Origin of the sequence: Candidatus Poriferisodalis sp. (assembly GCF_965208925.1) — a bacterium.
GTDB lineage: Bacteria > Actinomycetota > Acidimicrobiia > Acidimicrobiales > Poriferisodalaceae > Poriferisodalis.
The window spans coordinates 81,655-106,605 of record NZ_OZ242364.1; the positions used below are offsets into that span (position 1 = coordinate 81,655).

The window sequence follows — 24,951 nt, forward strand, 5'->3', positions numbered from 1 at the left end:
ACTCGATCAGCCCGGGGTCAGGGCGTCGGTCACGACGGAATCGGGGATCGCGCCGCTGCCTCGTTCCTCCGATGCGTCCTCGTCTGCTCGGATCAGCAGCCAGCGCGGGTGGTAGCTGATTCCGAGCGTCCGCGCGAGATGGCTGTCGACGTCAGGCAGATTCGTCAGGTGGCCGAGGCCGTACCTGCTCACGAAGCTCGAGATCGCCGACTTGGTGTCGTGCCCGCCGACGCTGATCAAGGCCAAGTTGTCGCCGTGTTGAGTCTTCAGCGCTGCGACCGCAGGCGCCTCTCGCTGGCAATTCGGTCACCAGGGCGCCCAGAACCACAGCAGAACATCCCGTCCGGCGAGAGTGTCCACCTCGAAGGTGGTGCCGTCGAGCTGTGGGACTGCGAGCGCAAGCACTCTGGGTCGATCCTCGGTGGGCTCGGCATCAGTGACGGCCTCCTCGGCGTCCTCTCCCTCTGGGTCTTGCTCGACCTCCTCGGCATCGCCCTCATCCTCGGTGTCCGCAGAGTCGTCCGTCTCGGAGTCCTCGGCGTCGTTCTCCTCGCCAGACACCCCACTGCCGCCGGCCTCGTCATCGCCCTCGTCGGTCTCATCGTCAGCCTGATCGTCGGCTGGATCATCAGCATCGTCCCCAGTCGCTCCCTCGTCGATGTCGCCGCTCTCGTCGTCGCCGCTTTCGCCGGTCTCGTCATCACCCTCGTCGGACTCGTCATCACCCTCGCCGGTCCCGCCCTCGGTCCCGTCCTCGGTCTCATCGTCACCTTGGTCGTCGGCTGGATCATCAGTGACGTCCTGAGTCGCCCCCTCGTCGGCGTCGCCGCCTTGATCGTCTTGCTCGCCCGACTCGTCGTCAGCGGTCACTTCTGTGGCTTCCCCGGACTCGCCGTCGGTTGCGTCCGACTGGTCCACTGAATCACTCTCGCCGTCGTCCGTCTGGGCCGGGTCGTCGCCCGCATCGTCGGGCTGCGGCGCAGCCGCCTGCTCAGTGCCGTCGCCGCCAGCCTCGTCGGTGCTGCCGGAGTCCTCTGCGGCGGCTTCGGAATCTGCAGACTCGCCAGACACCGCAGCCGTGGTCGGGCTCGCAGAAGGCTCGGTCGTCGCCACCGCCGGCGCGGCAGTGCTGGCAGCAACGGTGTGAGGTGTCTCGTCGCTGTCGCTGCTGCAGCCGGCGAGCAGGCCCGCACCTACGACGCACGAGGCAGCGACCAGAGCCGCTCGGCGCAGTACCTGCATCACCCCTGCGAGCGTAACCCGCCTCCGCGCCGGCTTAGAAGCGGGCTCGAGCCTAGGGCCGAGTGTCTCGAGCACGGCAGGGACACACCGCTAGGTTCGCGCCGTGCCGCGCCTGTTCGTCGCCGTGTGGCCGCCCCCCTCCGTCGTCGACGAACTGGCTGGGCTGCCAAGACCGTCCGAGCCAGGTGTCAGCTGGACCAAGCCGCACCGCTTGCACATCACGCTCCGGTTTCTCGGCGAATGCGACACCGGCGAAGCGCTCAGCACCCTCGGGACACAATCATTCGGCCAGACATCAGTGACGCTCGGACCGGCGCCGGAACGCCTCGGACGTGGCGTGCTGATGCTTCCGGCAGTCGGCGTCGACGATCTCGCCGCGTCCGTCACCGACTGCACCCGCTACATCGGCGACCCGCCGCCGGATCACCCCTTCGTGGGGCACCTGACCATCGCCCGCTTCCGCAAACGGCGGCCGTCGGTGGACTGGCCACGCTTGGACGAGACCTTCGAAGTCACCGAGATCAGCCTGGTCGAATCGGCTCCATGGGGCGAGTACCTGGATGTGGCGAGCTTCCGGCTCGACTGACGCAGCCGGCCCAGACGCCCGGGCGAATCGGCCCGCTGGAATGTGAGAGCCTTGCGGTGAACTCCGCAACAGGGGGAGCCATGGGACTTCACCACGTCGCCTACGCAACACGGGACCTCGAGGCGACACATCGCTTCTACGAGGACCTGATGGGATTCCCGCTGGTCCACGCCGAGCAGGCCGAGCGACCGCACCCCGACGGCGGGCCGACAGGCCACATCAAGCACGTCTTCTACGACATCGGCGACGGCGAGTGCATTGCCTTCTTCTACATCCAGAACATGGGCGAGCAGGCCGACTACAGCACCGACCTCAGCGCGACAGTGGGGTTGCCGGTGTGGGTCAATCACGTCGCCGTCCGAGCGACGCCGGAGAAGCAGGACACGGTCCGCGAGCGCATGGCAGGCGCCTCCATCGAGCCGCTGATGGAAGTGGACCATGGCTGGTGCCACTCGCTCTATTTCGTGGACCCGAACGGGATCATGGTGGAGCTCTGCCGGGACACCACCGGCATCGAGCCCGATCGGGCTGAGGCGCTGGAAGTGATGCGCTCCCCCATCCCCGCCGACGCAACGGCCTGAGCTCAGGTCAGGCAGTCAGATGGGCATCACCCGAGAGTTCGTCGCGCTGCCGAGTGCCGGCGCCCCCCGTTCCGGCGTGGGCGGGCATCCCTGCCAAGGCGTCTACCACCGCCTCGAGGGACATGAGCCGCGCACAGCCCTGATCGCGACCCACTACAACATCGACTTCAGCGAGCACTACCTGGCCTCCTACATTGCCGAGCGGGGCCTGGGCTTTCTCGGCTGGAACACTCGCTTCCGGGGTGCCGAGCCCTACTTCCTGGCTGATCTGGCGCTGGCCGACATCGACGTCGGCGTCCGCTGGCTGCGCAGCCGAGGCGTCGACTGCGTAGTGCTGCTGGGCAACAGCGGCGGTGGCTCGCTCATGGCCACCTACCAAGCGCAGGCCACGGCGCCGAATCTGGTTCCGGAGTACAGCCGGCGCGGTCTGCACCCGGCAATCGAGGATCTGGCAGGTGGCGACTTATACGTCTCGATCGTGGCGCACACCGGCCGCGCCGAGGTGCTGACCAACTGGATGGATCCGTCGGTCACCGACGAGAACGATCCGCTCAGCGTCGACCCCGCCCTGGACCCGTTCGCTCCGGATCGGCAGCCTCCCTTCGACGACGACTTCATCGCTGCGTACCGGCGCGCCCAGCGTGCCCGCAACGACCGCATCACCGCCTGGTGCAAGCACGAGCTGGACCGGCTCGCAGCAGCCGGGCACCGCGAGCGCCTGTTCGTGGTGCCGCGGCTGTGGGCAGACCTTCGGATGCTGGACGGCTCGATCGACCCGAGCCGGCGAACGGTGCCCAGCTGCTACCTCGGCGATCCGCGCCGCGCCAACTACGGGATCTTCGGCGTGGGCACCGTCAGCTCGCTGCGGACCTGGCTGTCGATGTGGAGCCTCGCTGACTCGCAGTGCAGTACCGACCAGGCGCAGCACATCGACCTGCCGGCGATCGTCATCGACGCGGATGCCGATACGGGCATCTTTTCCTCCGACACCGCCAAGATCGTCAACGCGCTACGCACCCGGCCGGGCGCGCCTGACGTCCCGTTCCACTCCATCGCCGGCGACCATTACCTGACCGAACCGGCCGGCGCCCGGGCCGAAGCGGCCGACATCATCGTCGGCTGGGTCCGCACCCATACTGGATAGCGCCAGACCGCAGAGCCGCCGGAGATGCCCGACTTCCTCGACACCGAGCACACCGAGGTGCTGCGCACTGCCGAACACCTGGCTGACGAGCTTGTGGCGCTGTCGAGCCCGGTCACCGAGAGCGACATCGGGGCGGCAGTCCGGGAGGCATCCAAGGCGGCCGGAGTGTTCGGCATGACCCAACCGACATCGTTCGGCGGCACCGAAGCGGGCGCGCTCGCGCTCACCGTCGTGCGGGACACCCTCGGCAGTCGCAACGTCGGTCACCTGCCGGGCATCTTCGGGCCGTCGCCCGGCGTGCTGGCCAACGTCGGCGAACCGCTGCGCTCGCAATTCCTGCTGCCATATCTGGCAGGCGAACTGCGCAGCGGCTTCGGGTTCACCGAACCGGCCGATGCGCCGCGCCACACCTGGGCGATGCGTGACGGCGACGAGCTGGTGATCAACGGTGCGAAGTCGTACGTCACCGGCGGCGCCGATGCCGACTTCGTCAATGCGCTCGTCGACGTCGAGGGGGCTGGACCCGCGATGGTGCTCATCGAGACCAACCGGGCAGGCGTCAGGCTTGAGCAGCGCTTCGGCACGCTGGACGGCAGCCACCACGCTGCGTTCACCTTCACCGATGTGCGCGTGCCCGGCACCCACCTGATCGGCGAAGCCGGGCGCGGACTCGGGCGGGCGATGGGCCAGATCAGCGCCACGCGTCTGGCGATCGCGGCCGAGTGCGTCGGCCAGTGCCGCTTCGCCATCGACCTGGTCGAGCAGACGCTGGTCGAGCGGGCCGCGCGGCGCGGGTCGACAGACGAGCCGGCGCAGGTCGGTACCGACCTGGAGCGGGTGGCATGGGGAGACATGCGGATCGCCGCCTACGCGGCTCGCAGCGCGCTCTACCGCACCGCACGCCTGCTCGATGCCGGCGAGAACGCCGTCAACGAGGTGATGGCTGCAAAATCGCTGGCCACCGAGACGCTCAGCCGGATCTGCGACAGCGCTGTGCAGCTTGTCGGAGGCACTGCGCTCGTGGACGGCCACCCGCTGGCGGACATCCTGCGGCGGGTGCGAGCACTCCGGCTCGCCGAAGGACCCACCGAGGTGCTCGCCGCGAACATCGCCCGGGGTCGGATTGACCTCGGCTTCGGCCGCATCTGACCGCTCGGCCGAGTCTGAGGTTGCATAGACGGAGGAGCCCGAACCAGGCTGACGGCGTCAATCCCAGCCGAGTTCGTGCAGCCGGTCGTCGTCAATGCCGAAGTGGTGCGCGATCTCGTGCACGACCGTCACCAGAACTTCTTCGACGACGTCGTCGGCCGTCTCGCACATCTCCAGGATCGGCAGCCGGTAGATGACGATGCTGTCGGGCATCGCCAGGCCGCCGTAGTCGTGGCGCTCGGTCAGCGGGATGCCCTCGTAGACGCCGAGCAGGTCCGGATCCTCCCCGCGGTCCTCCACGAAGATGGCCACGTTGTCCATCAGCGAGCGCAGCGCGTCCGGTATGTCTTCGAGCGCCTGTTCCACAAGGCTGGCAAAGCGAACCTCGTCCATCTCCAGCACGCCCCCCATCCTGCCCGGCGAGCCGGCCCACCGCCCGCGCGTCCTCTAGGTTGCAGGCATGCACGAACTCGTCGTCACGGGAAACGATCCCGATGCCGCAGCAGAGGCCGCCGCCAGCGTTGGCGGCGTGTGCTACGTAGCCGACCCGGGCGACCGTCGTGAGTTTCCCTTCCGCACGCTCGTGCGGGCCATGACCGACAATCCGGACCTGCTGACGCCCGCCGCAACCGTCGGCAGCTACTTGGCGTTCTCACGCGTCATCCGTGAACGCTCCTTGGGTGCCGATCTCGGTGCCCCCTCGCCGGGCCTGACTGCCATCTTCCCGATGGTCCACCACCCTGACCTCACGCACGCACAAGGCGACAGCCACTGGCGCGACACGCACGCCCCGCTGGCGCTGCGGCATCACCCCGGCATGTGGGACTACACCCAGCTCAGCGTCGTGGCCACCCTCAACGGCCCGTCCTATGACGGTTTCGCACTGGTCGCGTTCGCCTCGCTCGACGATATGCGTGAACGCTTCTTCGGCGATGACCACGACCGCGACGTCATCCGTGCCGATGTCGCGAAGTTCGCCGACACCGAGCGCTCGCCGCGGCGAGTGATCGCAACGGAGACGATCTACCGCCAGCGTCCCCCGCTGCCGGCCGTGACCTGGCCGCACGACTAGCCAACACACCAGCGTGCACGCCGGGTCTCGCCTGTCTCGCGCTATGAGCCAGACGGCCGGCCGGTTATGACCTCAGCGACCCACGCCGCCGGGTTCAGCCGCGCACGCCGCATCGGCACGCTCTTGACGCTGGCCGCGGCAGCCGCCGTGTCGCAGTCGTTCGGCCGGTTCACCTATTCGCTGCTGTTCACCGACCTGCGGGACGGATTCGGACTGTCCAACACCGTCGCCGGCGCGCTCGGGTCGCTGAATCTCCTGATGTACCTCGCGGGGTCGCTGGCGGTCGCCCTGACGGTCGGTCGCACCGGGTTGAGCGGTGCCGTGCGCATCGGCGTCGCCGGGAACGTGGTCGGCTTGGCCCTGCTGGCCTGGAGCCCCAACGTGGGCATCGCCGCCCTCGCGCTCGCCCTCACCGGCTTCAGCGCCGCGGGTGTCTGGGTGGGCACACCCGGACTCGCTGCCGAGCTGCTGGGTCCGCGAAAGCGAGGCGCCGCGGCCGGCTGGCTGACCGGCGGTGTCGGTTGCGGCATGGTCGCGGCGGCTGCCCTCGACGCGTTGTTGCAGGGCCCCAGCGACGCAGTCTCAAGCGGCGCAGTCCCGAGCGGTCTGGATTCGAGCGAAGCAGCGCTGGCCGATGCGAGCCGCAGCCATCTGCGCGACGTGTACCTGATCGAGTTTCTTTTGGGCGCAGTGGTGCTGGTCGTCCTGGCCGTCGCAGTTCGCCGCTGGGCGCGCACGCCGGGTCGCACGGGTTTCAGGGGCGCCCGGGATGCGCTCGCCAAAGTGCCGCAGGCCGGTCGGCTGGTCACCGCCTACGCACTGCACGCTTTCATCGTCGCCACGATGCTCACGTTCATCGTGGGTCACCTCGAGGGCTACCCGGACATCTTCACTGCTTGGGGCGCTGAGCTGGCGTTCTCGTCCATCGGCGTCGGCTGCATCGCCGGCGGCCCGGTCTTCGGACGCATGGCGGACCGCATAGGCAGGCGGCGCAGCGTCACCATCGGCTTCGGAGTGTCGTTCATCTCGATCATCACATCGACCGTGTACCCGCTGCTTGCCTTCGTCGGACCGCTGCTTGCTTGGGTGTCGGCGATCGCGTTCGGCATGGCGTTCAGCGGAATCATCGCCTCGATTGCCGCGCGTGTCAGCGACAGCCTCGCCGGCGACGAGTTCGGCGCCGCCTACGGGCTTGCGACCATCCTGTTCGGCCTCGGCCTCGCTGCAGGACCGCCGGTCGGGGGCGCCTTGGCTGACTGGTTCGACTCCTTCGGTCCCGCCTTCGGGCTCGCGGTCGCCGCGTGCGCCATCAGCGTCGCGCTCATCGGCTGGGGCGACGACTCGGCCCCGGTTTCGCCGCTGCGCGGCTCAACCTCTTAGCTGAACTCGGGCTCGTCCCACCAGGGGAAGTACTCGGGTAGGTCCTGGGTCGGTCGCAGCGAGAATTCGGGCGGTCGCTTCTCGAGGAACGACGCCACGCCTTCGTGGGCATCAGCGCCGCGGCCCAGGTGAAAGATGCCCCGGGAGTCGATCTTGTGAGCCTCCATCGGGTGATCGGCGGCCAGCATGCGCCACAGCATGTGCCGGATCACCGTCACCGAGATGGCCGAGGTGTTCTCGGCGATCTCCGCTGCAATGGCGCGGGCCGCTGGCAGCAGCTCGTCGGGCTCGTGCAGGCTGCGCACCAGCCCGGCTTCGTGAGCTTCGGCGGCATCGAACACCCGGCCGCTGAAGCACCATTCCAGTGCCTTCGACAGCCCGACCACGCGCGGCAGGAAGTACGACGAGCAGGCCTCTGGCACCACGCCGCGGCGGGCAAACACGAACCCGATGCGCGCCTTGGTGGATGCCAGCCGGATGTCCATCGGCAGCGTCATCGTGACGCCGACACCCACGGCGGGGCCGTTGATCGCCGCAATCAGCGGCTTGTTGCACTCATACAGGCGCAGCGTGAGCAGCCCGCCACCATCGCGCATCCACGCCAGATCGCCGCCTTCGCCCCGCTCGGAAGCTCGCTCGGCCTTCCGCTCATCTGACTGGCTGTCAAAGTCGAACGTGTCGGCGCCCCCGCTCAGATCGGCCCCGGCGCAGTAGCCGCGGCCGGCGCCGGTGAAGATCACCGCCCGGACGTCGTCGTCGGCGTCGACGAGGTCGATGGCGTCCATCACATCACGCAGCATCTGACTGTTGAACGCATTCAGCCGCTCTGGCCGATTGAGCGTGATGGTGGCAACGCGGTCGTCAACCTCGTACAGGATCGTCTCGAACTCCGGCACAGCGCCCCCTGGTGCAATGGCCGCCCGGGTGGCGGACGGCGGTGTCGGCGGCTTTTCTACACGCCCGACTGCGCCCTGCGTCGAGCGGCCGATGGAGTTCAGGCCCGGCTAAACGTCCAGGAAGCGGCTGGCAGCGAACGCCGAGCCGATGATCCCCACCAGCACGCCGGCGATCACCGTCACGAACACCACGGTCGTGAACTGATTGGACGTGACCACGAACGACCGGAAGAACGCCAGGATGTCCGACCGGGAGAACAGGCCCTCCACGTGACCCCGCAGCGCTCCCGCAGCGATGGCCCCGATGATGCCGCCGATGAGGCCGTGCAGCATGCCTTCGAGCATGAACGGGAACCGGATGAAGCTGTTCGTGGCACCGACCAGTTTCATGACCTCGATCTCGCGCCTTCGGGCGAACATCGCCACGCGGATCGAGTTGAAGATGAGCATGACGCTGGCGCCCGACAGAACAATCGACAGCAGCAGCACGATGCCCTGGAACGACGTGAACCATGTGCGAATGGCGTCGACTTCCTCACGGCCCGTCTGCACCGACATCACACCGGGGCGTTGGCGGAACTGGGCGGCCAGCGATTCGATCAGCTCGGCCTCGACCGACCGGGGTACCACGCGGTACGAGGCGGGCAGCGCCTCTGGCGACACCTGGGCAAGCAGCTCGGGCTGATCGGCCATCTGCTGGGACACCAGCGCGTAGGCCTCCTCAGCGCTGAAGAACTCGATGCGGTCGATCTCGGGGTGAGTCTGCAGCTCGATGCCGAGCGCATCGATCTGGCTGGGGTCGATCTGGGGATTCAGGAACACCTCGAACTGGACGCCGCCCTCCCAGCGGTCGAGCGCGTTGCCACTGGCGTAGCCCGCCATGAGCCCCATGCCCACCAGCATCACGCCGACAGCCACGGTGAGAATTGCAGCGAATGTCAGCGTGAGGTTGCGCCGGATGTTCGTCCAGGTCTCCCGCGCGAAGTAACGGATCCGGCTCACGGACTCGCCCCATCGACAGGATGGACGCCAAGCGCCTCCGGCGAGTAGGCCTCGCTGCCGTACGCGCCGCGCTGCTCGTCACGCACGAGCTCGCCGTGACGCAGCGCGATCACCCGGCGCCGCATGCGATCCACGATCGTGCGGTCGTGCGTGGCCATGACCACGGTGGTGCCAGTGCGATTGATCCGGTCCAGCAGCGAGGTGAGCTCCTCTGATGTGTCGGGGTCGAGGTTCCCGGTGGGCTCGTCGGCCAGCAGGATCAGGGGCCGGTTCACGAATGCCCGGGCGATGCTCACACGTTGCTGCTCGCCGCCCGACAGCTCGTCGGGAAACCGCCGGTGCTTGTCCTCCAGGCCGACCAGCTCCAAGATGGCCGGCACCTGCGTGCGGATGACGTTCTCGGGGCGGCCGATGACTTCGAGCGCGAATGCCACGTTCTGGTAGACGGTCTTGTTCGGCAGCAGCTTGAAGTCCTGGAAGACCGAGCCGATGTTCCGTCGCAGGTACGGCACGCGCCAGCTGTTCAGCTTGGACAGATCCTTGCCGGCAACGTGGATGTCACCGGCGGTCACCTTCTCCTCGCAGGTCATGAGGCGCAGCATCGTGGACTTGCCCGAACCCGACGGCCCTACCAAGAAGACGAACTCGCCCTTCTCGATATTGAGCGTCACGCCGCTGACCGCCCGCGTCTCGCCCTTGTAGATCTTCGTGACGTTGTCGAAGCGGATCATGGGTGCCTTCAGGTCGCGTCAGGTCACGTCGCGGTGTCGGGGCCGGGCCGCTTCCCACGGTACGCCAGCGGCCCGTCGCCACCCAGTCACCCAGCTGCGTCGGCGGGCTGCTGGGAGCGCTGCCAGCGCAGGTACGCCTCCATCAGGCCGCTGAGGTCACCGTCGAGCACGGCGTCGACGTTGCCGATCTCCATGCCGGTGCGCAGATCCTTGACCTGCTGGTACGGGTGCAGCACGTACGACCGGATCTGGCTGCCCCACGCGACATCGCGCTGCTCTCCCGCAAGGGCCGCTACTTCGGCCTCCCGCTCCTGTCGCTGCAGATCGGCCAGCTTGGCCGCCAGCATCTGCATCGCCCGGTCCTTGTTCTGGTGCTGGCTCCGCTCGTTCTGGCAGGCCACGACGGTCCCCGTGGGCAGATGTGTGATGCGCACGGCGGAGTCGGTGACGTTCACGTGCTGGCCGCCTGCGCCCGACGAGCGGTAGGTGTCGATGCGCAGATCGCTCTCGTCGATAGGCACCTCGTCGGACACCTCATCGAAGAACGGCACCACCGACAGCGATGCGAACGCTGTGTGCCGGCGCGACTGCGAGTCGAACGGCGAGATGCGCACCAGCCGGTGCACGCCCCGTTCCGCCGCAAGGAACCCGAACGCGTGCCGCCCTTTGACGAGAAACGTTGCGGAGCTGATGCCGGCCTCCCCGCCGTCGGTCGCCTCGGTCAGCTCCACGGTGAAGTCGTTGCGCTCGGCCCACCGCTGGTACATGCGCAGCAGCATCTCGGCCCAGTCGCAGGCGTCGGTGCCCCCGGCCCCCGAGTTGATCTCGCACACGGCGTCGTTGCGGTCGTGCTCGCCGCCGAACAGCGCCATCAGCTCGATGTCGGCGAGCCGGCCCTCGGCTGCGGTGACCACCTCGTCGATCTCACCCAGCAGCTCTGCGTCGTCTTCTTCGGCTGCCAGCTCGACCAGTGCTGCAGCGTCGTCGACCTCGGCTCGGGCCCGCTCCCAGCGCTCGATGTCGTCGCGCACACGTGACAGGCGTGTGGTGACCGCCCGGGCCCGGTCGGGCTCGTCCCACAGCGACGGCTCCGATGCCTCTGCTTCCAGCCCGTTCGCCACCGCACGGGCCTCGTCGATCCCGAGGTACTGATGCGCCTCGCTCGCGCGCCGGTCCAAGTCGGCCAGCGCGTCGGCAAGATCACTGAACGATCGACCCACCTCAGCGACCGCAACAGTGCTTGAACTTGCGGCCCGATCCGCAATGGCAGGGATCGTTGCGGCCCAGCTTTTCCTGCGCCGACTTGACCACGGTGCCGGTCGACGCGGCGGCAATCCGGCGCGACTGCGATGGCCCGCTGGGACCCCGCTGCGTCGACGGCGCGGGGCCGGCAGCCGCGGCGCCGTTGCCGGCACGAGTGGCCGGTGCGCCGTGACCCGCACGAGTGGCCGCTGCGCCGTCGCCGGCGCCAACCGTGGAGGGCGTGAGATCCGGCGCCGAGTACCGCACGTCGGTCGTCCCGGCTGCGCCGTCCGCCGAAGTCGAACGTGACGATCCCCGCAGCGGGGCTGCGCCATCAGTGGCTGTCTCGGCGTCAGGCGGCGCCGCGGTGACCTGCACGTGCATCACGTAGGTCACGAAGTCGCGGTAGACGCGCTCGAGCATGGCGCCGAACATGTCGAAGCCCTCGCGCTGCCACTCCGCCACGGGATCCTTCTGGCCGATGCCGCGCAGGTGGATGCCTTCTCGCAGATGGTCCATGTCGGCGAGGTGCTCGCGCCAGCGCTGGTCGATGAGCCGCAGCATCACCTGGCGCTCCACCTCGCGCATCGCCTCGGGACCGATCTCGGCCTCGCGGGCCTCGTAGTGGCGCTCGCCGTCGGCGCACACCAGTTCCACAGCGTCGTCGACGCTCCAATCCCGCTCGCCATCACCCGAGAGCTCGGCGGCCGTGAGCTCGGTGGTCCAATAGGTGCCGATCGCGGCCAGCAGCCCGTCGAGGTCCCATTCGTTCGGGACCTCGCTCGCGCAGTGGTCCAGCACTGCAGCTTCGGCGGCATCGCGGAGATACCCCATCGACTCGGTGCGAAGATCGTCGCCGCCGAGGATCTGCTCACGGCGCGCGTAGATCACCTTGCGCTGCTCGTTCATCACCTCGTCGTACTTGAGGACGTTCTTGCGGACCTCGGCGTTCTTCTGCTCGACCGTGTTCTGCGCCCGTTCGATGGCCTTGGTGACCATCTTCGCCTCGAGCGGCACGTCGTCGGGCAGGGTGCGGTCCATCACCCAGTTCACGGCACCCGTCGCGAACAGGCGCATGAGGTCGTCTTCCAGCGAGAGGTAGAAGCGGCTCTCGCCGGGGTCGCCCTGACGGCCTGCACGGCCGCGGAGCTGGTTGTCGATGCGCCGTGACTCGTGCCGTTCGGTGCCCAGCACGTACAGGCCGCCCAGCTTTCGCACCTCGTCGCCTTCGGCACGGCACTCGGGCTCGTAGCGCTCGGCCCGGGACAGGAGATCCGCAGTGTTGTCCGGATCGTCCGGGTCGAGCTTCTCGCGCAGCATGTCGCGGCGCGCCAGACCCTCGGGGTTGCCTCCGAGCAGGATGTCGACGCCACGTCCGGCCATGTTCGTGGCCACCGTGACCGAACCCAGCCGGCCTGCCTGGGCGATGATCTCGGCCTCGCGCGTGTGCTCCTTGGCGTTGAGCACGCTGTGGTCGATTCCCCGGCGTTCGAGCGCCGCAGACAGCTTCTCGGAGTTCTCCACACTGACCGTGCCCACCAGCGTCGGCTGTCCGGCGCCGATCCGCTCGGAGATGTCGTCGACGACCGCATCCAGCTTGGCTGCGGTGGTTTTGTAGATCAGATCGCCCTGGTCGTCGCGCGCCACGGGCAGGTGGGTCGGCACCGGCACCACATCGAGTCCGTAGGTGCCGTTGAACTCGGCAGCCTCGGTGGTGGCCGTGCCGGTCATGCCGGCGAGCTTGTCGTAGAGGCGGAAGTAGTTCTGCAGCGTGATGGTGGCGAGCGTCTGGTTCTCCTCCTTGATCGCCACCCCCTCCTTGGCCTCGACCGCCTGGTGGAGGCCCTCGCTCCAGCGCCGCCCTTCCAGGATGCGGCCGGTGAACTCGTCGACAATCTTGACTTCACCGTGAGACACGACGTAGTCCTTGTCGCGCCGGTACAGCTCCTTGGCCCGCAGCGCCGCGTTCATCTGGTGGACGAGGTTGGCCGAGACCTGGTCGTACAGGTTGTCGATGTTGAGCGCGCGCTCGACTTTGGAGATGCCCGGTTCGAGCACTGCAACGTTGCGCTTGTCTTCTTCCACCTCGTAGTCGACGTCGCGGGTCATGGTGGCGGCGATGCGCGCGAACTGCTGGTAGAGCTTGGCGGCGTCCGCCACCCGGCCGCTGATGATGAGCGGCGTGCGGGCCTCGTCGATGAGAATCGAGTCGACCTCGTCGACGATGCAGTAGTTGTGGCCGCGCTGCACCTGAGCGCCCCGCGACGGCGCCATGTTGTCTCGCAGGTAGTCGAAGCCGAACTCGTTGTTGGTGCCGTAGGTGATGTCGGCTTCGTACTGGCGGCGCTTGTGGGCTGCGTCGTAGGGGCCGGGCACCACCAGCCCCACGTCGAGCCCCAGGAACCGGTGAATGCGTCCCATCCATTCGGCATCGCGCGCGGCCAGGTAGTCGTTCACGGTGACCACGTGAACGCCCTTGCCGCTGAGCGCATTGAGGTACACCGGCAGCGTCGATACCAGCGTCTTTCCCTCACCGGTCCGCATCTCGGCGACCCAGCCGAAATGCAGCGCCGCCCCGCCGATGAGCTGTACGTCGTAGTGGCGCTGGCCGATGACTCGGCGGGCAGCTTCGCGGGTGACCGCGAAGGCATCGACGAGGACGTCGTTGAGATCTGCGCCACGATCGATCTCAGCACGGAACTCGCTCGTGCGAGCTCGCAGCCCGTCGTCGGAGAGGCGCTCGATTTCCGGCTCGACGGCGTTGATCTCGGGCACCAACTCGGTCAGCAGGCGAAGCTTCTTGCCTTCCCCGGCACGGAGCACGCGCTGAAACAGAGCCACAATCGCAGGCTACCGCTGCCCCCCGGCGCCATAGCCGACGATTATCGCGCGTTGCGACGACTGCACCGCGGCGGAGGCGGCAGCGCCCTCTGCTCCGGGAATCCGGCAGGTTCCAACCTCGCAGAGTTCCCTGCCGCCTCCGCCGCTATGACATGTGTGCCATTCGGCTCGCGCGTTCAGGCGTCGATCTCGATGAGACCGGCATCGCCGTCGGAGCGCAGGTACACCACGCTGGGCTTGCTGGTGTCTGCGTTCACGAAAAGGAAGAACTCGTGGTCCAGCAGCTGCATGCGGGTGACGGCCTCGGCGGGGTCCATCAGCTCCAGGTCGAAGCTCTTGCGCCGCACAATCCGCGGCACCCACTCGGGATCGTCAGGACCGGCAGTGGTTTCAGGCGCCGGAGCACCGTTGACGAGGTCGTTCTCGAGACGTGCAAGCGGGTGATGCGCCTCGTCGCGGTGCAGATTGGGACGGTGCCGGCGCACGACGCGGGTCTTGAGCTTGCGCAGTTGCTTGCCCAGCTTGCCAACCGCCAGATCGACCGCCTGATGCTGATCGACGCCGGCGACCGAGGCGCGCACACGGTGGCCGTGGCCGAGCAGCGTCACCTCCACCTGCTCCCGCTCGGCGATGCGAGGATTCTTCTCCTCACGGAAGACCACCTCAGCACGATCCAACCCGCTGACGAATCGATCCAGTGCCCCGATCTTCCGCTCCACCGCAGCCCGCACATCGTCGGGAACCTGAACTTTGCGACCCGTGATCGTGATCTGCATTGCCTCGGCTTTCTGAGCAGTTGCACAGCGTTTGCGGTTCTGCCCGAACTGAAGGGAGTGCCATGTTAGGCATCGGCGGCGTCGCGGTCGCGACCCCGTCGAGCACACGCTGCCACATGGACAGCCGCTGCACCGGCATCGGTCAGCGCAGCAGTCGCGGCGCGCAGCGTGGCACCGGTGGTGACCACATCGTCCACCAGCAAGATCCGGCGTCCCGCTGCGCGGGCGCGGCAATCGAAGCGAGGTCCCGCTAGCCGTTCTGCCCGGCCGGCACCCGACTGTGCAGTCGAGCCGAGCCGGCGGAGCAACCGCACTGGGCGTACGCGCAAGGCCTTGGCAGCGGCCCGCGCCAGCGTCTCGGCCTGGTCGAAGCCCCGGGCTCGCCGGTGCGCCGCAGTGGTCGGCGCCCACGTCACGGTGTCGACAGCCGCCGGCCCAGCCTGCGCAATGTCACAGGGCGCCGCTTGCCTTCGCGCGTCCAGATGAGCAAGCGCCAGCGAATCGCCGAGCCAACGGGCGATGGCCCGCTCGCCCCGGTACTTCAGCGCATGAATGAACTCGCGCCCAACGTCGTCGTGGGCGAACAGCAGCGCGACCGAGTCTGCGCCAGAAACCGTCACCGGCTCAGGATCAACAAGCGCCTCGATGCACCCTGCACACGGGCACCACCCCAATGACCCACACCCAGGGCAGCGAACCTCAAACAGCACTGCCCGACCGTAGAACCAGCCCCGCTCCTCGCTGAAGCGATTTTGTGTCTCAGTAGCGGTAGCGGTCGGCCTTGTATGGACCGTCAACGTCCAGACCGAGATACGACGCCTGCCCAGGCGTCAGCCGCGTGAGCCGCGCCCCCAGCCGATCAAGATGCAGCCGAGCCACTTCCTCATCCAGCCGCTTGGGAAGCACGTGAACATCCGCTTCGAGCTCCTCGGCATGGGTGTGCAGCTCAAGCTGGGCAAGCACCTGGTTCGTGAAGCTCATCGACATGACGAAGCTCGGATGCCCGGTCGCGCAGCCCAGGTTCACTAGGCGGCCTTCGGCCAGCACGATCACCGAGTTCCCGCTCGGGAACACGAACTCGTCCACCTGCGGTTTGATCGAACGACGCTGGACATCGGACATCGCCGCTAGCCCCGCCATGTCGATCTCGTTGTCGAAGTGCCCGATGTTGGCCACCACCGCCTGGTGCTTCATGGCCGACATGTGCTCGGCCGAGATGATGTCGCGGTTGCCCGTCGCCGTCACGTAGATGTCGGCGATGTCGAGCACGTTCTCGAGCCGATCCACCTCGAAGCCCTCCATGGCCGCCTGCAGCGCGTTGATGGGGTCGATCTCGGAGACGATGACCCGGCAACCCTGGCCTCGCAATGCCTGCGCGCATCCTTTGCCGACGTCGCCGTAGCCCGCCACGAAGGCCACCTTGCCGCCCAGCATCACGTCGGTGGCCCGGTTGATGCCGTCGATCAGGGAGTGCCGGCAGCCGTAGAGATTGTCGAACTTGGATTTCGTGACCGAGTCGTTGACGCTGTAGGCCGGGAAGGTCAGCTCCCCACGTGCGGCCATCTCGTAGAGCCGGTTCACGCCGGTGGTGGTTTCCTCGGAGACTCCTCGCAGCCCCGCCGAGATCTCGGCCCACAAGCCGGGCTCGGTGCGCTGGATCTCGTGGAGCAGCTCGTGCACCGCCACCTCGTCGGGCGATGCTGCATCCGGGCCGTCGGAAGGCAGGCTCGGCACGCCGCCTTGGGACTCGTAGCGAGCACCGAGGTGAACCATCAGCGTGGCGTCCCCCCCATCGTCGACGATCAGCGTCGGGCCGGGCCCGTCGGGCCAGCGGAGCGCGCGGAAGTTGCATCGCCAGTACTCGGCGAGCGTCTCGCCCTTCCATGCGAACACGGGCACACCCTGCGGGCTGTCCACTGTGCCCTCGCGCCCCACCACGACGGCAGCCGCGGCCTCGTCCTGGGTGGAGAAGATGTTGCAGGACGCCCAGCGCACCTGTGCGCCAAGGTCAACCAGCGTCTCGATCAGCACCGCCGTCTGCACCGTCATGTGCAGGGAGCCCGTGATGCGCGCGCCTTGCAGCGGCCGGGCATCCATGTGCTGCGCGCGCAGAGCCATGAGCCCAGGCATCTCGGTCTCTGCCAGCTCGATCTGGAGCCGTCCTGCAGCCGCGAGGCTCAGATCAGCTACTTCGAAATCATCGATCAGGCTCGACGCCTGGGTCATGGGATCACCTCGTTCGCAGTCGGCCGACAGCCTGCCGTCTCAGGCAAGAAATGCCTTCAGCTCTTCGAGCAGGGGGATCGGGCCGGGGTCGCGCCGAGCGGCTGCGGCGACACGAAGGCTCAGCACGTCGACCTGGTAAATGAGGTCGAACAACTGGGCCATGGGGCCGTCGCCCGCAGCGTGCAGTTCGGCATGCGGCACGGCGATGCGGGCACCGTCAAGCACACCGCTGGTGAAGTCGTAGCGACGACCGAGCTGTGGATGCTCGAAGTCGTGGCGCAGCGCGATCACCGCCAACGGCGAGCCGTCGACCAAGCGACCGGCTTGATCCCATCCGGCCAACTCGTTGTGGCACAGCTCGGGCATGAAGCTGGCGAAGGCGGGAATCTTGGCGTTCTCGTTGATCTGGGCCTTGGCACGACCCGCAGCCACCGCACCGAGCGGACCTCCGCCGTAGAAAACGGGCGTCATCTCGCCGTGGCCCACTGGGCTCACAATGCCGTCGAGCGAGTCTGCAGCGGGCCCGGCACCGGCCCGGCGAATGCGCAGCTGGGAGACCGCCGCGTCCACCCAACCGGCAATGCCGGACAGCAGACCGGCTCGCTCAAGAGCGACGAGCGGGGCGACGGAGATCGCGCCCACCGCGGCCCTCGGCATCGGGATCGTGGCGTCCACCTCGTAGAGCGGTGCAGCCCACTCCCCAGCCAGCTCGGCCAGGCGCCCGCCTGATGTGACGGCGACCACCGAGGCACCCGAATTCTGCGCCGCCGTGGCCGCGATGAGCGTCTCCTCGGTGTTGCCGCTGAACGAGACGGCGAAGGCGAGCGTGGTCGGGCCGACGAATGCCGGACACTCGTAGCCCTTGGCAACGGTGACCGGCACCGGCATCAGGGGGGCCGCAAGCGCCGAGACGACGTCGCCTGCGACGCCCGAACCGCCCATGCCCATGACCACGACGTTGGCGATGCGGCTGCCGTCGACTGCGCCCTGTGTGGCCTGTGACGAAGCGAGCGCGGCCTCCATCTGCTCGGGCAGGTCGGCCACCGCTCGCGCCAAGCGGAGGGAATCAACCGCGGCCTCGGGGTCCGTCGTCACCGGGCGGCACCTTCGGTCGCATCACCGGTTGCGTCCCGCTCTTGTTCGCTCCGCTCACGGGCCGCTCGGGCCACGGCTTCGCCTGCCGGCTCAGCATCTTGCGTCGGGGTGAGTTCGCCGCTCGCAATGCGGGCGTCGAGCGCCGCAGCGGACGCCGGGTCGGCATCGGTCGCTTCGTCGATCAGCAGCACCGGGATGCCGCCGTCGACGGCGTACGTCTTGCGCAGGCGCGGGTTGTACAGCAGATCGTCACCGGGCACGAAGTACAACGGTCCCTTGTCCTGCGGACAGGCCAAGATTCCCGCGACGACCGGATCAATGCCCACGCGTGCGTCCCGGGCGCGCCGTGACGCTGTCGTGCGGCCGCGTCTGCGGTTCCATGCGGCGATCATGCCAGCAACGCCCTGATCTCGCTCACACGTTCCCCAACGACCTCGCTGTCAGGCGCCTCGAGATTCAACCGCAGCAGAGGCTCGGTATTGGACGGCCGCAGGTTGAACCACCAGTCGCCGCCGTCAATCGTCAGCCCATCAAGCCAGTCGTGGGCGAACCGCGCGAAGTGTGCACCGACCCGCCGCAGTACCTCGTCGACATCAGCAACACGGGTGTTGATCTCACCCGAGGATGCGTACCGGTCGAGCGGCGCCAACAGTTCTGAGAGCGGCACCTGCGCGGCACTCAACTGCTCAAGTGCGATGAGCGCCGCGATGAGGCCGGAATCTGCCCGGTAGTTGCCTGCGAAGTAGTAGTGACCGCTGTGCTCACCGCCGAAGACGGCCCCGGTACGCGCCATCTCTGCTTTGACGAAGCTGTGACCCACCCGGGTGCGCACGGGTCGGCCGCCGGCTTCAACAATTGCCTCGGGCACGGCGCGTGAACAGATCAGGTTGTGCAGGATCGGGCCCGGCCCGTCGCGGCGCAGCATGGCCTGGGCTACCAGCGCAGTGAGCAACGATCCGCTGACCGCCCTGCCGCGCTCGTCGGTAAGGAACACCCGGTCGGCATCGCCGTCGAATGCCAAGCCCACGTCGGCCCCGGTACTGAGCACGCGCTCGCTCAGATCGACCAGGTTCTCCGGCTGGATCGGGTCGGCCGGATGGTTGGGAAAGGTGCCGTCGAGCTCGCCGTACATCAGTTCCCACTCGAACGGCAGCGGGTCGAATACTGCGGGCACCACGAGGCCTCCCATGCCGTTCGCAGTGTCCGCCACGACGCGCAGGGAGCTGAGCCCCGAGACATCGACGAACGAGCGCACATGGCCGGCGAACGTTTCGAGCAGATCGCGGCGGCTGAGCCGGCCGCCCCCAAGCGGCGAGGAGGCGCCCTGTGCGGCTCGCTCAGCGATCTCGCCGAGCCCGCTGCCCGCGCCCACCGGCGCGGCACCCGGCCCGCACAGCTTGATGCCGTTGTATGACGCCGGATTGTGCGACGCCGTCAGCATCGCGCCTGGCATGCCCAGGTGGCCGGAGGCGAAGTAGAGCAGATCCGTGGAAGCCAGCCCGATGTCGATCACATCGACCCCGGCAGCTTGGGCGCCATCGGCAAACGCCTCAGCCAGCGAAACCCCGCTTGGCCGCATGTCCCGCGCGATGACGATCTGCGGTGCCGCCGACCACTCCCCGAATGCGTAACCGATGCCGCGCGCGACTGTCGGGCTGAGCTCCTCAGGGCAAATACCACGTATGTCATATGCCTTGACAATGCCTGCCAATACGCCAGCAGTTACCGGGTCGATTCGGGCCGTCATACGCTCGCAAAGCCTAAAAGACCGCGCAGCAGTGCGCGGCCCTTGCGGACAAGCCGCTTGCAATCTGCACCTTCGTTTCCCTAGGGTGGGAGCAGAGAGTGGGATGCGACCCTGCCTGAAGCAAGCGAGAGAGGCGATGACGAAGAGCAAATACCAGCCAACAGAACGGGAACAATTGGTGCTTGACGAGGTCGAGAACCCCAGGTACGACCGTCAAATTGTCAATGGTCTCGAACCCTTCATGAGCGGCTCCGCGCCTGAGGATTTCCGCACATTCTATAGTGAGAAAGAGCTCAGCGATTTAAGCCAACTGCGTGGGACTGATCGTGACGTAGAAGTAAGAATGCCCGTCAAACTGACGCGGCATTATTTTGAAATGGCCAAGTCGAGCCCAGCACTACAAAAGCTGGTCAAGGCATCACCTGATGAAACAGTGGATCTTGAGGGTGATCCAGACCCAGCGAATCAACTTGACTACAGCCCTATCGAAGGACTGCTGCACAAGTATGAAATGGCGCTGTTGTATGTGATCTCGACGTGCTCAGCCCATTGCCGATTCTGTTATCGCGAGGAATTGATTGGGCGCAAAGAGATTGAGCGTTCGGACGGCACAGTCAAGAAAAAGGGCCTCGCCCAAGTCGGCGAGATCACCGAGTACATCCAGACACACAATGCCGCTGTTGCAGCCAACGGCGGTACTCATCCGGAAACCGGCAGGCCGAAGCTGCGTGAGATTCTCCTGTCGGGCGGTGACCCCATGGTGCTGCCGAATTCCAAGCTGGCGGCATGGTTCACGGCATTGGCCGAAGCGGGCGCCGAGGCCATCCGGGTGGGCACCAAGGAGTTGGCGTTCTACCCGGATCGCTTCGATGACGCCTTCTTCGCGATGATCGACCGCTTCCATGAGGTGTATCCCGATGTCGCCATGCGGTTCATGATCCACTTCAACCATCCCGACGAGTTCCTGTTGAAAGATGCCGACGGGCGGTATATCGCCGATCAGAAGGGATTCCTTCAGTGGCGTCCGAACACAAAGCAGGCAGTCGATTCGCTGGTCGAACGCGGCTGGATCAGCGTCGAGAACCAGACTCCGATCATCGCCGGAGTCAACGACGACGCTGACGCACTGCGGATCCTCCAGCGCACGCTCAAGAGCGTCGGCGTGGAGAACCACTACTTCTTCTGCGGTCGGAACATCGTTGCCTACAAGGCATTCAATGTGCCCATCGAGACCGCTTGGCAGCTCCTCAACGATTCGCAGCGCGGGTTGTCGGGGGTGGAATCGCACGCCCGGCTCACCATCGTGCACTACAAGGGCAAGACGGAGGTCTCAGCGGTGACCGATGAGCCGATTGCCGGCTTGCCGGGCGCCGAGAAGGGCGTGGTGATCTTCAAGGTCCTGCGAAATCCGGCTCATGCTCCAGACCGGGGCAAAGTCACCATCGTCGGGCGGAACCCCGAAGCGCTGTGGTTCGACGAATACGAGGACCGGGTTCTGCTCGACGAAGCGGGCCTGTTCTCCCAGCAGCGTCCCAGCGGCGTGACCATTCCGCGATCCCGATCACGACACCATGCACCGCCGAAGGGGCGCACATCACCTCAAGCACGACCTGCGCCGCTCATGGCCGTCGTTGCGAGCAATGAGCGCAGGCCGCACCCCAAGAGTCCAACCAGCGGCCCGGCACCCGCAGTTCAGGACGCCCAAGCCTGAGCAGGTGAGGCCGAGTCGTAGGCGCCGGCCGCTGCGCGGTGGCGGATGCGGCCGATGTCGGCCACGACCTGGAGCGACTGAGCCACTAGCCGGACGGTGGTATCGGCTGAGTGATCCACGCTGACGGGCACCTCGGTGGCCGTCAGCTCGAGGTGCTCGACCAGATAGAGCACCTCGACATCGAAGGCGAACCCGTCGATGACAGCGCGGCTGAAGATCTCCTGCGCGGCATCGGCGGTGAAGCCCTTGAAGCCGCACTGCGTGTCGCGGTAGCGACGCAGGAGCACGAGGCGCGTGAAGGCGTTGAACGTCCGGCTCGCGAATGCCCTGGCAGGCCGCGCCGGACTGATCGTGCGTGCTTCAGCGTGGCGCCGGTTGCCCAGCGCGACATCGGCCCCGTCACGGAGCGCATCGATGAGCGAGGTGAGCTGTCCAGGCGGGTAGGCGAGATCGACATCGGTGAACAGGCGCAGACGTCCGCTCGCTGCCAGCATCCCCGCGCGCACCGCTGCACCCTTGCCCCGATTGGCCTCCAGCGGCACGACCACATCGGCCCCTGCCCGGCGCGCCTCCTCAGCCGTGCCGTCGGTCGAGCCGTCATCGACTACCACGATCTCGAGCGGGCCGTCTAAGGCTTCGTGGCCGCCCAGGGCCGCGCTGATCTCTGTGACGGCAGCGCCGACGAGGTGCGCTGCCTGGTAGGCCGGCAGCACGACCGAGACCGCCGGCAACCAGGGGTCATCGTGCTCGCCGGCCGCTCGCCGTGCTTCGACGTCATAGGACCGAAGCGCGCCTGCCCGCTCGGTTCCGGCCGGCGGCCGCTCGCTCGATCGGGCTGAGCGCGAGCGGTCGAATCGCACCGGGGGCCGCACGGCGACGAGCGCGAGCGCTGCCGCGCCGAGCAGCGTTGCCAGCCAGGCGAGATACTCCACCGCTGTCGCGCCATAGGTCAGCTCGACTCGCTCATCGGTGGGGATCACCACCATCCAGTTGGGCGTCACCCGGTACGGACCCTCAGCACCGCGCACGGACCAATTCGGGAAATACGACACCTTCACCAGCACCGGAACGCCGGGCCGATCCACGGAAAACGACAGCCAATCCCTTCCCATCTCGACGTTGCTGATCTGAACCGGCGGCAGGGCGTGCCGGGGTGCCGCGCTGAACCGTGTCAGCGACGCAGGCGGCGCGCCGTCTGGGTTGGGAGGCGCCAGCAGCGACACCCTCGACCAGTGCTCCGGTCCGTCCGCAGCGATCGGCACAGCCCACGCCGCTGGGTCGTTCCACCAGATGGCAGCCGGATCGGTCCACGCTCGTCCAGCGTGCGACACATCCTCGGCCACGGCGGGCTCGAACGGCAGCGGTGACACCAGATCGCTGTCGGCGACCAGGTAGATCGACCACGGTCCCGCCGAGGCGATGTGCTGCAGGTCAGCAGAATCCTGGGCCGCTGCGGTCGCTTCGGTGCTGAACGCTGCGTAGTAGCGCACACCCGACATCTGCAGGTGCGCAACGCCCAAATCGAAGTTCAGAGCGCTGTAGGGAAGGCCGCGCATCGGACGCGACGGCGACGCCGACAGCTCCGACTGCATGAGGAAGTGGAACGGCACTGTAGGCGACGACTCGAAGTAGAGACCCTCCATGGAGGCGATGCAGTCATCCGTCCAGTGCGGCAACAGCATCGGGGCCATCGGCGTGCCGTACGCGCCCACGATGTCGCGGTCGTACTCCCACAGCAGGCGCCCGCAACCGTATGCAGGCGTCTCGCCGATGTCGCTCATCGCAGTCACGAATTCGTGGTACTCCCGATACGCCGGGCGGCCCTCGTAGCCGCGGAAATTCCAGCGGGCCCAGCCGGAAACGAAATTGCGGTCCTCTGCGGACACCGTGAACGGGCCCCAGCGATAGGCGCCGTCGGCGTCGAGCCTCGCACCGGGCGCATTGCCCAGTTGCAGTGACAGCAGGCCTGCCACCGCGGCCAGCGCGGCAACCGGCACAAACACACGGACCCACGGCAACGCGCGATCTCCGTGTGCCACAGGTGCCCGCCCACCAGAAGCCGGGACACCGGCAGCCGGAGCGTCCGCTTCCGGAGAACCGGCAGCCGGGGGGCTGCGACGGGTCAGTGCATCAACGATGAGCCACAGGCCCATCGCCGCCAACACATACACCGCCAAGTACCAGAACGGCAGGATGCGCGCGTTCCACAGCCGGTGTTGGGGCCAGTGGACAAACCCCATGGCCATCGTGAAGGCGATGAACGCCCACATCAGCGCCGGGCGGTACCAGCGTGCGAGGCCGACGACGGCGCCGACGCCTGCCAGCACGAGCAGCCAGGTGATGCTGTGGTGCGCTCCGTCGCCGCCGATCTCGTCGGTGAAGAACAGGTGCTCCCGCACCTCCGTGAGCCGTTCCCAGCCCATGTCGTTGAGGTAGGCCCGCCGGGCGAGGAACGGCACCGTCCAGAATGCCGACAGCGCGCCGCCGATGATGCCGATGACCAGCGCGTGCCACGACCGGCGCCACTCCGACACCACGAGCGCCGCAACGGCACCGGCTGGCACGGCCAGACGAGCCAGCGGAGACTCAGCAAGATTCCAGACGGCGGCCCACAGCATGATTGCTGCGATGGCTGCACCCAGCGACCGGAGGGGGCCGATGCGATCAGGCAGCGCATGGAGGCCGCGCACCGCCACCATCAGGATGCTGGCGGCGACCGCGAACGCCAGCGGAATCGGATGGCACAAGGCGACGAATGCCAGCACGAGGCTCGCCCGAGCGCGCCCGGTCCCCCGCTCCAGAGAGCGCCAGAGCATGCCTAGGTACACGAGCGTCGCCGACAGCGCTATCGAGAACGCGAATTCCCCTGCCAGCGTCGAGGCCGCGTTCCCGCCGTAGATCGTGAAGTTGACATCGAAGACGAACAGCAGCAGCGCAACAGGCAGCAGCATCCGCAGCGGTTGCGCCCACCCCGCCAGCCGACCCATGAGCCAGGCAGCTGCTGGCATCGAGACCACGCCGCTGATCGCCACCAGCTTGAACGCAACGCCGTAGGGCAGCACCAGATCCGCTGCCACGATCATGAGGTACGGCAGCACCATGTAGAACTGCATCGCCGGCATGCCCGCGTACCACTCGGGCGACCAGCCGCGCAGCGAGCCGGCCGGCAGCAGTTCTTCGCGCAAGAACGCCGGGCCCCAGACGTGAGCGCCCATGTCGCCGCCGGTCGGCGTCGACGCCGACACGATGCCGCCCGGGTCGAGCCACGCCACCACTGCCACGCAGCTCGCCACGACCACCGCAGCCTCGACCCACGCTCGCAGCACCGACCCCGCGCAGGGGGGGCGCGTGGTCAGTGCGGCCACCCGCGCAGGCTAGAGGCAGAGCGGAGGGGCAACGACACGGACCGCCCAACAGGGGTCCGGTGACTGCCAAGCCCCGTATTCCCCGCTCTTGTTCCCAATCTCGATTGGATACGGGCTCACGGGCCGCTCGGGCCACGGCATCGCCGCATAGCGGCTCAGCCTCTT

Annotated in this window: 21 protein-coding genes and 1 pseudogene; 7 read left to right on the top strand and 15 right to left on the bottom strand. The window is 67.4% G+C overall.

What is annotated here, in order from left to right:
- Positions 1-6: 6 nt before the first annotated feature.
- On the bottom strand, positions 7-246 hold the full coding sequence (locus ACOGI5_RS00295) for a hypothetical protein (protein ID WP_419862477.1): 240 nt from the start codon (positions 244-246) through the stop codon (positions 7-9).
- 60 nt (positions 247-306) lie between these two features.
- The gene (locus tag ACOGI5_RS00300) at positions 307-1,242 is read right to left on the bottom strand and encodes a hypothetical protein (protein ID WP_419862478.1); all 936 of its coding nucleotides are present in this window, start codon (positions 1,240-1,242) and stop codon (positions 307-309) included.
- A 103-nt stretch (positions 1,243-1,345) separates the two neighbouring features.
- Between ACOGI5_RS00300 and ACOGI5_RS00305 the strand changes: the two genes are divergently transcribed.
- From ACOGI5_RS00305 to ACOGI5_RS00320, 4 genes are all read left to right on the top strand, one after another.
- On the top strand, positions 1,346-1,828 hold the full coding sequence (locus tag ACOGI5_RS00305; RefSeq protein ID WP_419862479.1) for a 2'-5' RNA ligase family protein: 483 nt from the start codon (positions 1,346-1,348) through the stop codon (positions 1,826-1,828).
- An 80-nt stretch (positions 1,829-1,908) separates the two neighbouring features.
- The gene (locus tag ACOGI5_RS00310) at positions 1,909-2,409 is read left to right on the top strand and encodes a VOC family protein (protein ID WP_419862480.1); all 501 of its coding nucleotides are present in this window, start codon (positions 1,909-1,911) and stop codon (positions 2,407-2,409) included.
- Between the two features lie 19 nt (positions 2,410-2,428).
- The gene (locus tag ACOGI5_RS00315; RefSeq protein ID WP_419862481.1) at positions 2,429-3,553 is read left to right on the top strand and encodes an alpha/beta hydrolase family protein; all 1,125 of its coding nucleotides are present in this window, start codon (positions 2,429-2,431) and stop codon (positions 3,551-3,553) included.
- A gap of 24 nt (positions 3,554-3,577) precedes the next feature.
- Positions 3,578-4,702, top strand: coding sequence for an acyl-CoA dehydrogenase family protein (locus ACOGI5_RS00320; RefSeq protein ID WP_419862482.1), 1,125 nt, complete (start codon positions 3,578-3,580; stop codon positions 4,700-4,702).
- Positions 4,703-4,759: 57 nt separating this feature from the next.
- Here the strand turns inward: ACOGI5_RS00320 and ACOGI5_RS00325 are convergent, their stop codons facing one another.
- On the bottom strand, positions 4,760-5,104 hold the full coding sequence (locus ACOGI5_RS00325; RefSeq protein ID WP_419862483.1) for a metallopeptidase family protein: 345 nt from the start codon (positions 5,102-5,104) through the stop codon (positions 4,760-4,762).
- Positions 5,105-5,162: 58 nt separating this feature from the next.
- Between ACOGI5_RS00325 and ACOGI5_RS00330 the strand changes: the two genes are divergently transcribed.
- Together ACOGI5_RS00330 and ACOGI5_RS00335 are read left to right on the top strand one after the other, a co-directional pair.
- Positions 5,163-5,774 (top strand): EthD domain-containing protein, encoded by a 612-nt coding sequence (locus ACOGI5_RS00330; protein WP_419862484.1) that lies wholly within the window; start codon positions 5,163-5,165, stop codon positions 5,772-5,774.
- Positions 5,775-5,840: 66 nt separating this feature from the next.
- Complete coding sequence (locus ACOGI5_RS00335; protein WP_419862485.1) at positions 5,841-7,154, top strand: MFS transporter; 1,314 nt, start codon at positions 5,841-5,843, stop codon at positions 7,152-7,154.
- On the opposite strand, the gene ACOGI5_RS00340 is transcribed toward ACOGI5_RS00335, so the two are convergent.
- From ACOGI5_RS00340 to manB, 11 genes and pseudogenes are all read right to left on the bottom strand, one after another.
- Positions 7,151-8,050: a crotonase/enoyl-CoA hydratase family protein gene (locus ACOGI5_RS00340; protein WP_419862486.1), complete on the bottom strand. Its 900-nt coding sequence runs from the start codon at positions 8,048-8,050 to the stop codon at positions 7,151-7,153. The two genes, ACOGI5_RS00335 and ACOGI5_RS00340, sit on opposite strands and share 4 nt — an antisense overlap.
- A gap of 108 nt (positions 8,051-8,158) precedes the next feature.
- Positions 8,159-9,052 carry a cell division protein FtsX gene (locus tag ACOGI5_RS00345; protein WP_419862487.1) on the bottom strand — a complete coding sequence of 298 codons (894 nt, stop codon included), beginning with the start codon at positions 9,050-9,052 and terminating at the stop codon, positions 8,159-8,161.
- A complete protein-coding gene (ftsE, locus tag ACOGI5_RS00350) occupies positions 9,049-9,783 on the bottom strand; it encodes a cell division ATP-binding protein FtsE (RefSeq protein ID WP_419862488.1) in 735 nt (244 codons plus the stop codon). The genes ACOGI5_RS00345 and ftsE overlap by 4 nt, the downstream gene beginning before the upstream one ends.
- Positions 9,784-9,869: 86 nt before the next feature.
- Positions 9,870-11,003 (bottom strand): peptide chain release factor 2, encoded by a 1,134-nt coding sequence (gene prfB / locus ACOGI5_RS00355; protein WP_419862489.1) that lies wholly within the window; start codon positions 11,001-11,003, stop codon positions 9,870-9,872.
- 1 nt (position 11,004) lies between these two features.
- The gene (gene secA, locus ACOGI5_RS00360; protein WP_419865409.1) at positions 11,005-13,869 is read right to left on the bottom strand and encodes a preprotein translocase subunit SecA; all 2,865 of its coding nucleotides are present in this window, start codon (positions 13,867-13,869) and stop codon (positions 11,005-11,007) included.
- Positions 13,870-14,042: 173 nt separating this feature from the next.
- Entirely contained in the window at positions 14,043-14,642 is a 600-nt protein-coding gene (gene hpf, locus ACOGI5_RS00365; RefSeq protein ID WP_419862490.1) for a ribosome hibernation-promoting factor, HPF/YfiA family, read from the bottom strand.
- A 65-nt stretch (positions 14,643-14,707) separates the two neighbouring features.
- On the bottom strand, positions 14,708-15,262 hold the full coding sequence (locus tag ACOGI5_RS00370) for a ComF family protein (RefSeq protein WP_419862491.1): 555 nt from the start codon (positions 15,260-15,262) through the stop codon (positions 14,708-14,710).
- Between the two features lie 139 nt (positions 15,263-15,401).
- On the bottom strand, positions 15,402-16,868 hold the full coding sequence (ahcY, locus tag ACOGI5_RS00375; protein WP_419862492.1) for an adenosylhomocysteinase: 1,467 nt from the start codon (positions 16,866-16,868) through the stop codon (positions 15,402-15,404).
- 39 nt (positions 16,869-16,907) lie between these two features.
- Positions 16,908-17,963 carry an SIS domain-containing protein gene (locus ACOGI5_RS00380; RefSeq protein WP_419862493.1) on the bottom strand — a complete coding sequence of 352 codons (1,056 nt, stop codon included), beginning with the start codon at positions 17,961-17,963 and terminating at the stop codon, positions 16,908-16,910.
- Positions 17,964-18,076: 113 nt separating this feature from the next.
- Positions 18,077-18,289 (bottom strand): annotated as a pseudogene (locus ACOGI5_RS00385) (Trm112 family protein); the annotation flags it as partial.
- Between the two features lie 62 nt (positions 18,290-18,351).
- Positions 18,352-19,710 (bottom strand): phosphomannomutase/phosphoglucomutase, encoded by a 1,359-nt coding sequence (manB, locus tag ACOGI5_RS00390; RefSeq protein WP_419862494.1) that lies wholly within the window; start codon positions 19,708-19,710, stop codon positions 18,352-18,354.
- 136 nt (positions 19,711-19,846) lie between these two features.
- On the opposite strand from manB, the gene ACOGI5_RS00395 reads away from it, so the two are divergent.
- The gene (locus ACOGI5_RS00395) at positions 19,847-21,421 is read left to right on the top strand and encodes a KamA family radical SAM protein (RefSeq protein ID WP_419862495.1); all 1,575 of its coding nucleotides are present in this window, start codon (positions 19,847-19,849) and stop codon (positions 21,419-21,421) included.
- Here ACOGI5_RS00395 and ACOGI5_RS00400 read toward each other — a convergent pair.
- Positions 21,403-24,786, bottom strand: a complete 3,384-nt coding sequence (locus ACOGI5_RS00400) for a glycosyltransferase (RefSeq protein ID WP_419862496.1) — start codon at positions 24,784-24,786, stop codon at positions 21,403-21,405. The genes ACOGI5_RS00395 and ACOGI5_RS00400 overlap by 19 nt on opposite strands.
- Between the last annotated feature and the right edge of the window lie 165 nt (positions 24,787-24,951).

What these genes read in the sequence shown, in the direction of transcription:
- ACOGI5_RS00335 (WP_419862485.1), top strand. Translation starts at nt 5,841, where the DNA reads ATGACCTCAGCGACCCACGCCGCCGGGTTCAGCCGCGCACGCCGCATC.
- ACOGI5_RS00330 (WP_419862484.1), top strand. Translation starts at nt 5,163, where the DNA reads ATGCACGAACTCGTCGTCACGGGAAACGATCCCGATGCCGCAGCAGAG.
- ACOGI5_RS00310 (WP_419862480.1), top strand. Translation starts at nt 1,909, where the DNA reads ATGGGACTTCACCACGTCGCCTACGCAACACGGGACCTCGAGGCGACA.
- ACOGI5_RS00320 (WP_419862482.1), top strand. Translation starts at nt 3,578, where the DNA reads ATGCCCGACTTCCTCGACACCGAGCACACCGAGGTGCTGCGCACTGCC.
- ACOGI5_RS00315 (WP_419862481.1), top strand. Translation starts at nt 2,429, where the DNA reads ATGGGCATCACCCGAGAGTTCGTCGCGCTGCCGAGTGCCGGCGCCCCC.
- manB (WP_419862494.1), bottom strand. Translation starts at nt 19,710, where the DNA reads ATGACGGCCCGAATCGACCCGGTAACTGCTGGCGTATTGGCAGGCATT.
- ACOGI5_RS00395 (WP_419862495.1), top strand. Translation starts at nt 19,847, where the DNA reads ATGACGAAGAGCAAATACCAGCCAACAGAACGGGAACAATTGGTGCTT.
- ahcY (WP_419862492.1), bottom strand. Translation starts at nt 16,868, where the DNA reads ATGACCCAGGCGTCGAGCCTGATCGATGATTTCGAAGTAGCTGATCTG.
- hpf (WP_419862490.1), bottom strand. Translation starts at nt 14,642, where the DNA reads ATGCAGATCACGATCACGGGTCGCAAAGTTCAGGTTCCCGACGATGTG.
- ACOGI5_RS00300 (WP_419862478.1), bottom strand. Translation starts at nt 1,242, where the DNA reads ATGCAGGTACTGCGCCGAGCGGCTCTGGTCGCTGCCTCGTGCGTCGTA.
- ftsE (WP_419862488.1), bottom strand. Translation starts at nt 9,783, where the DNA reads ATGATCCGCTTCGACAACGTCACGAAGATCTACAAGGGCGAGACGCGG.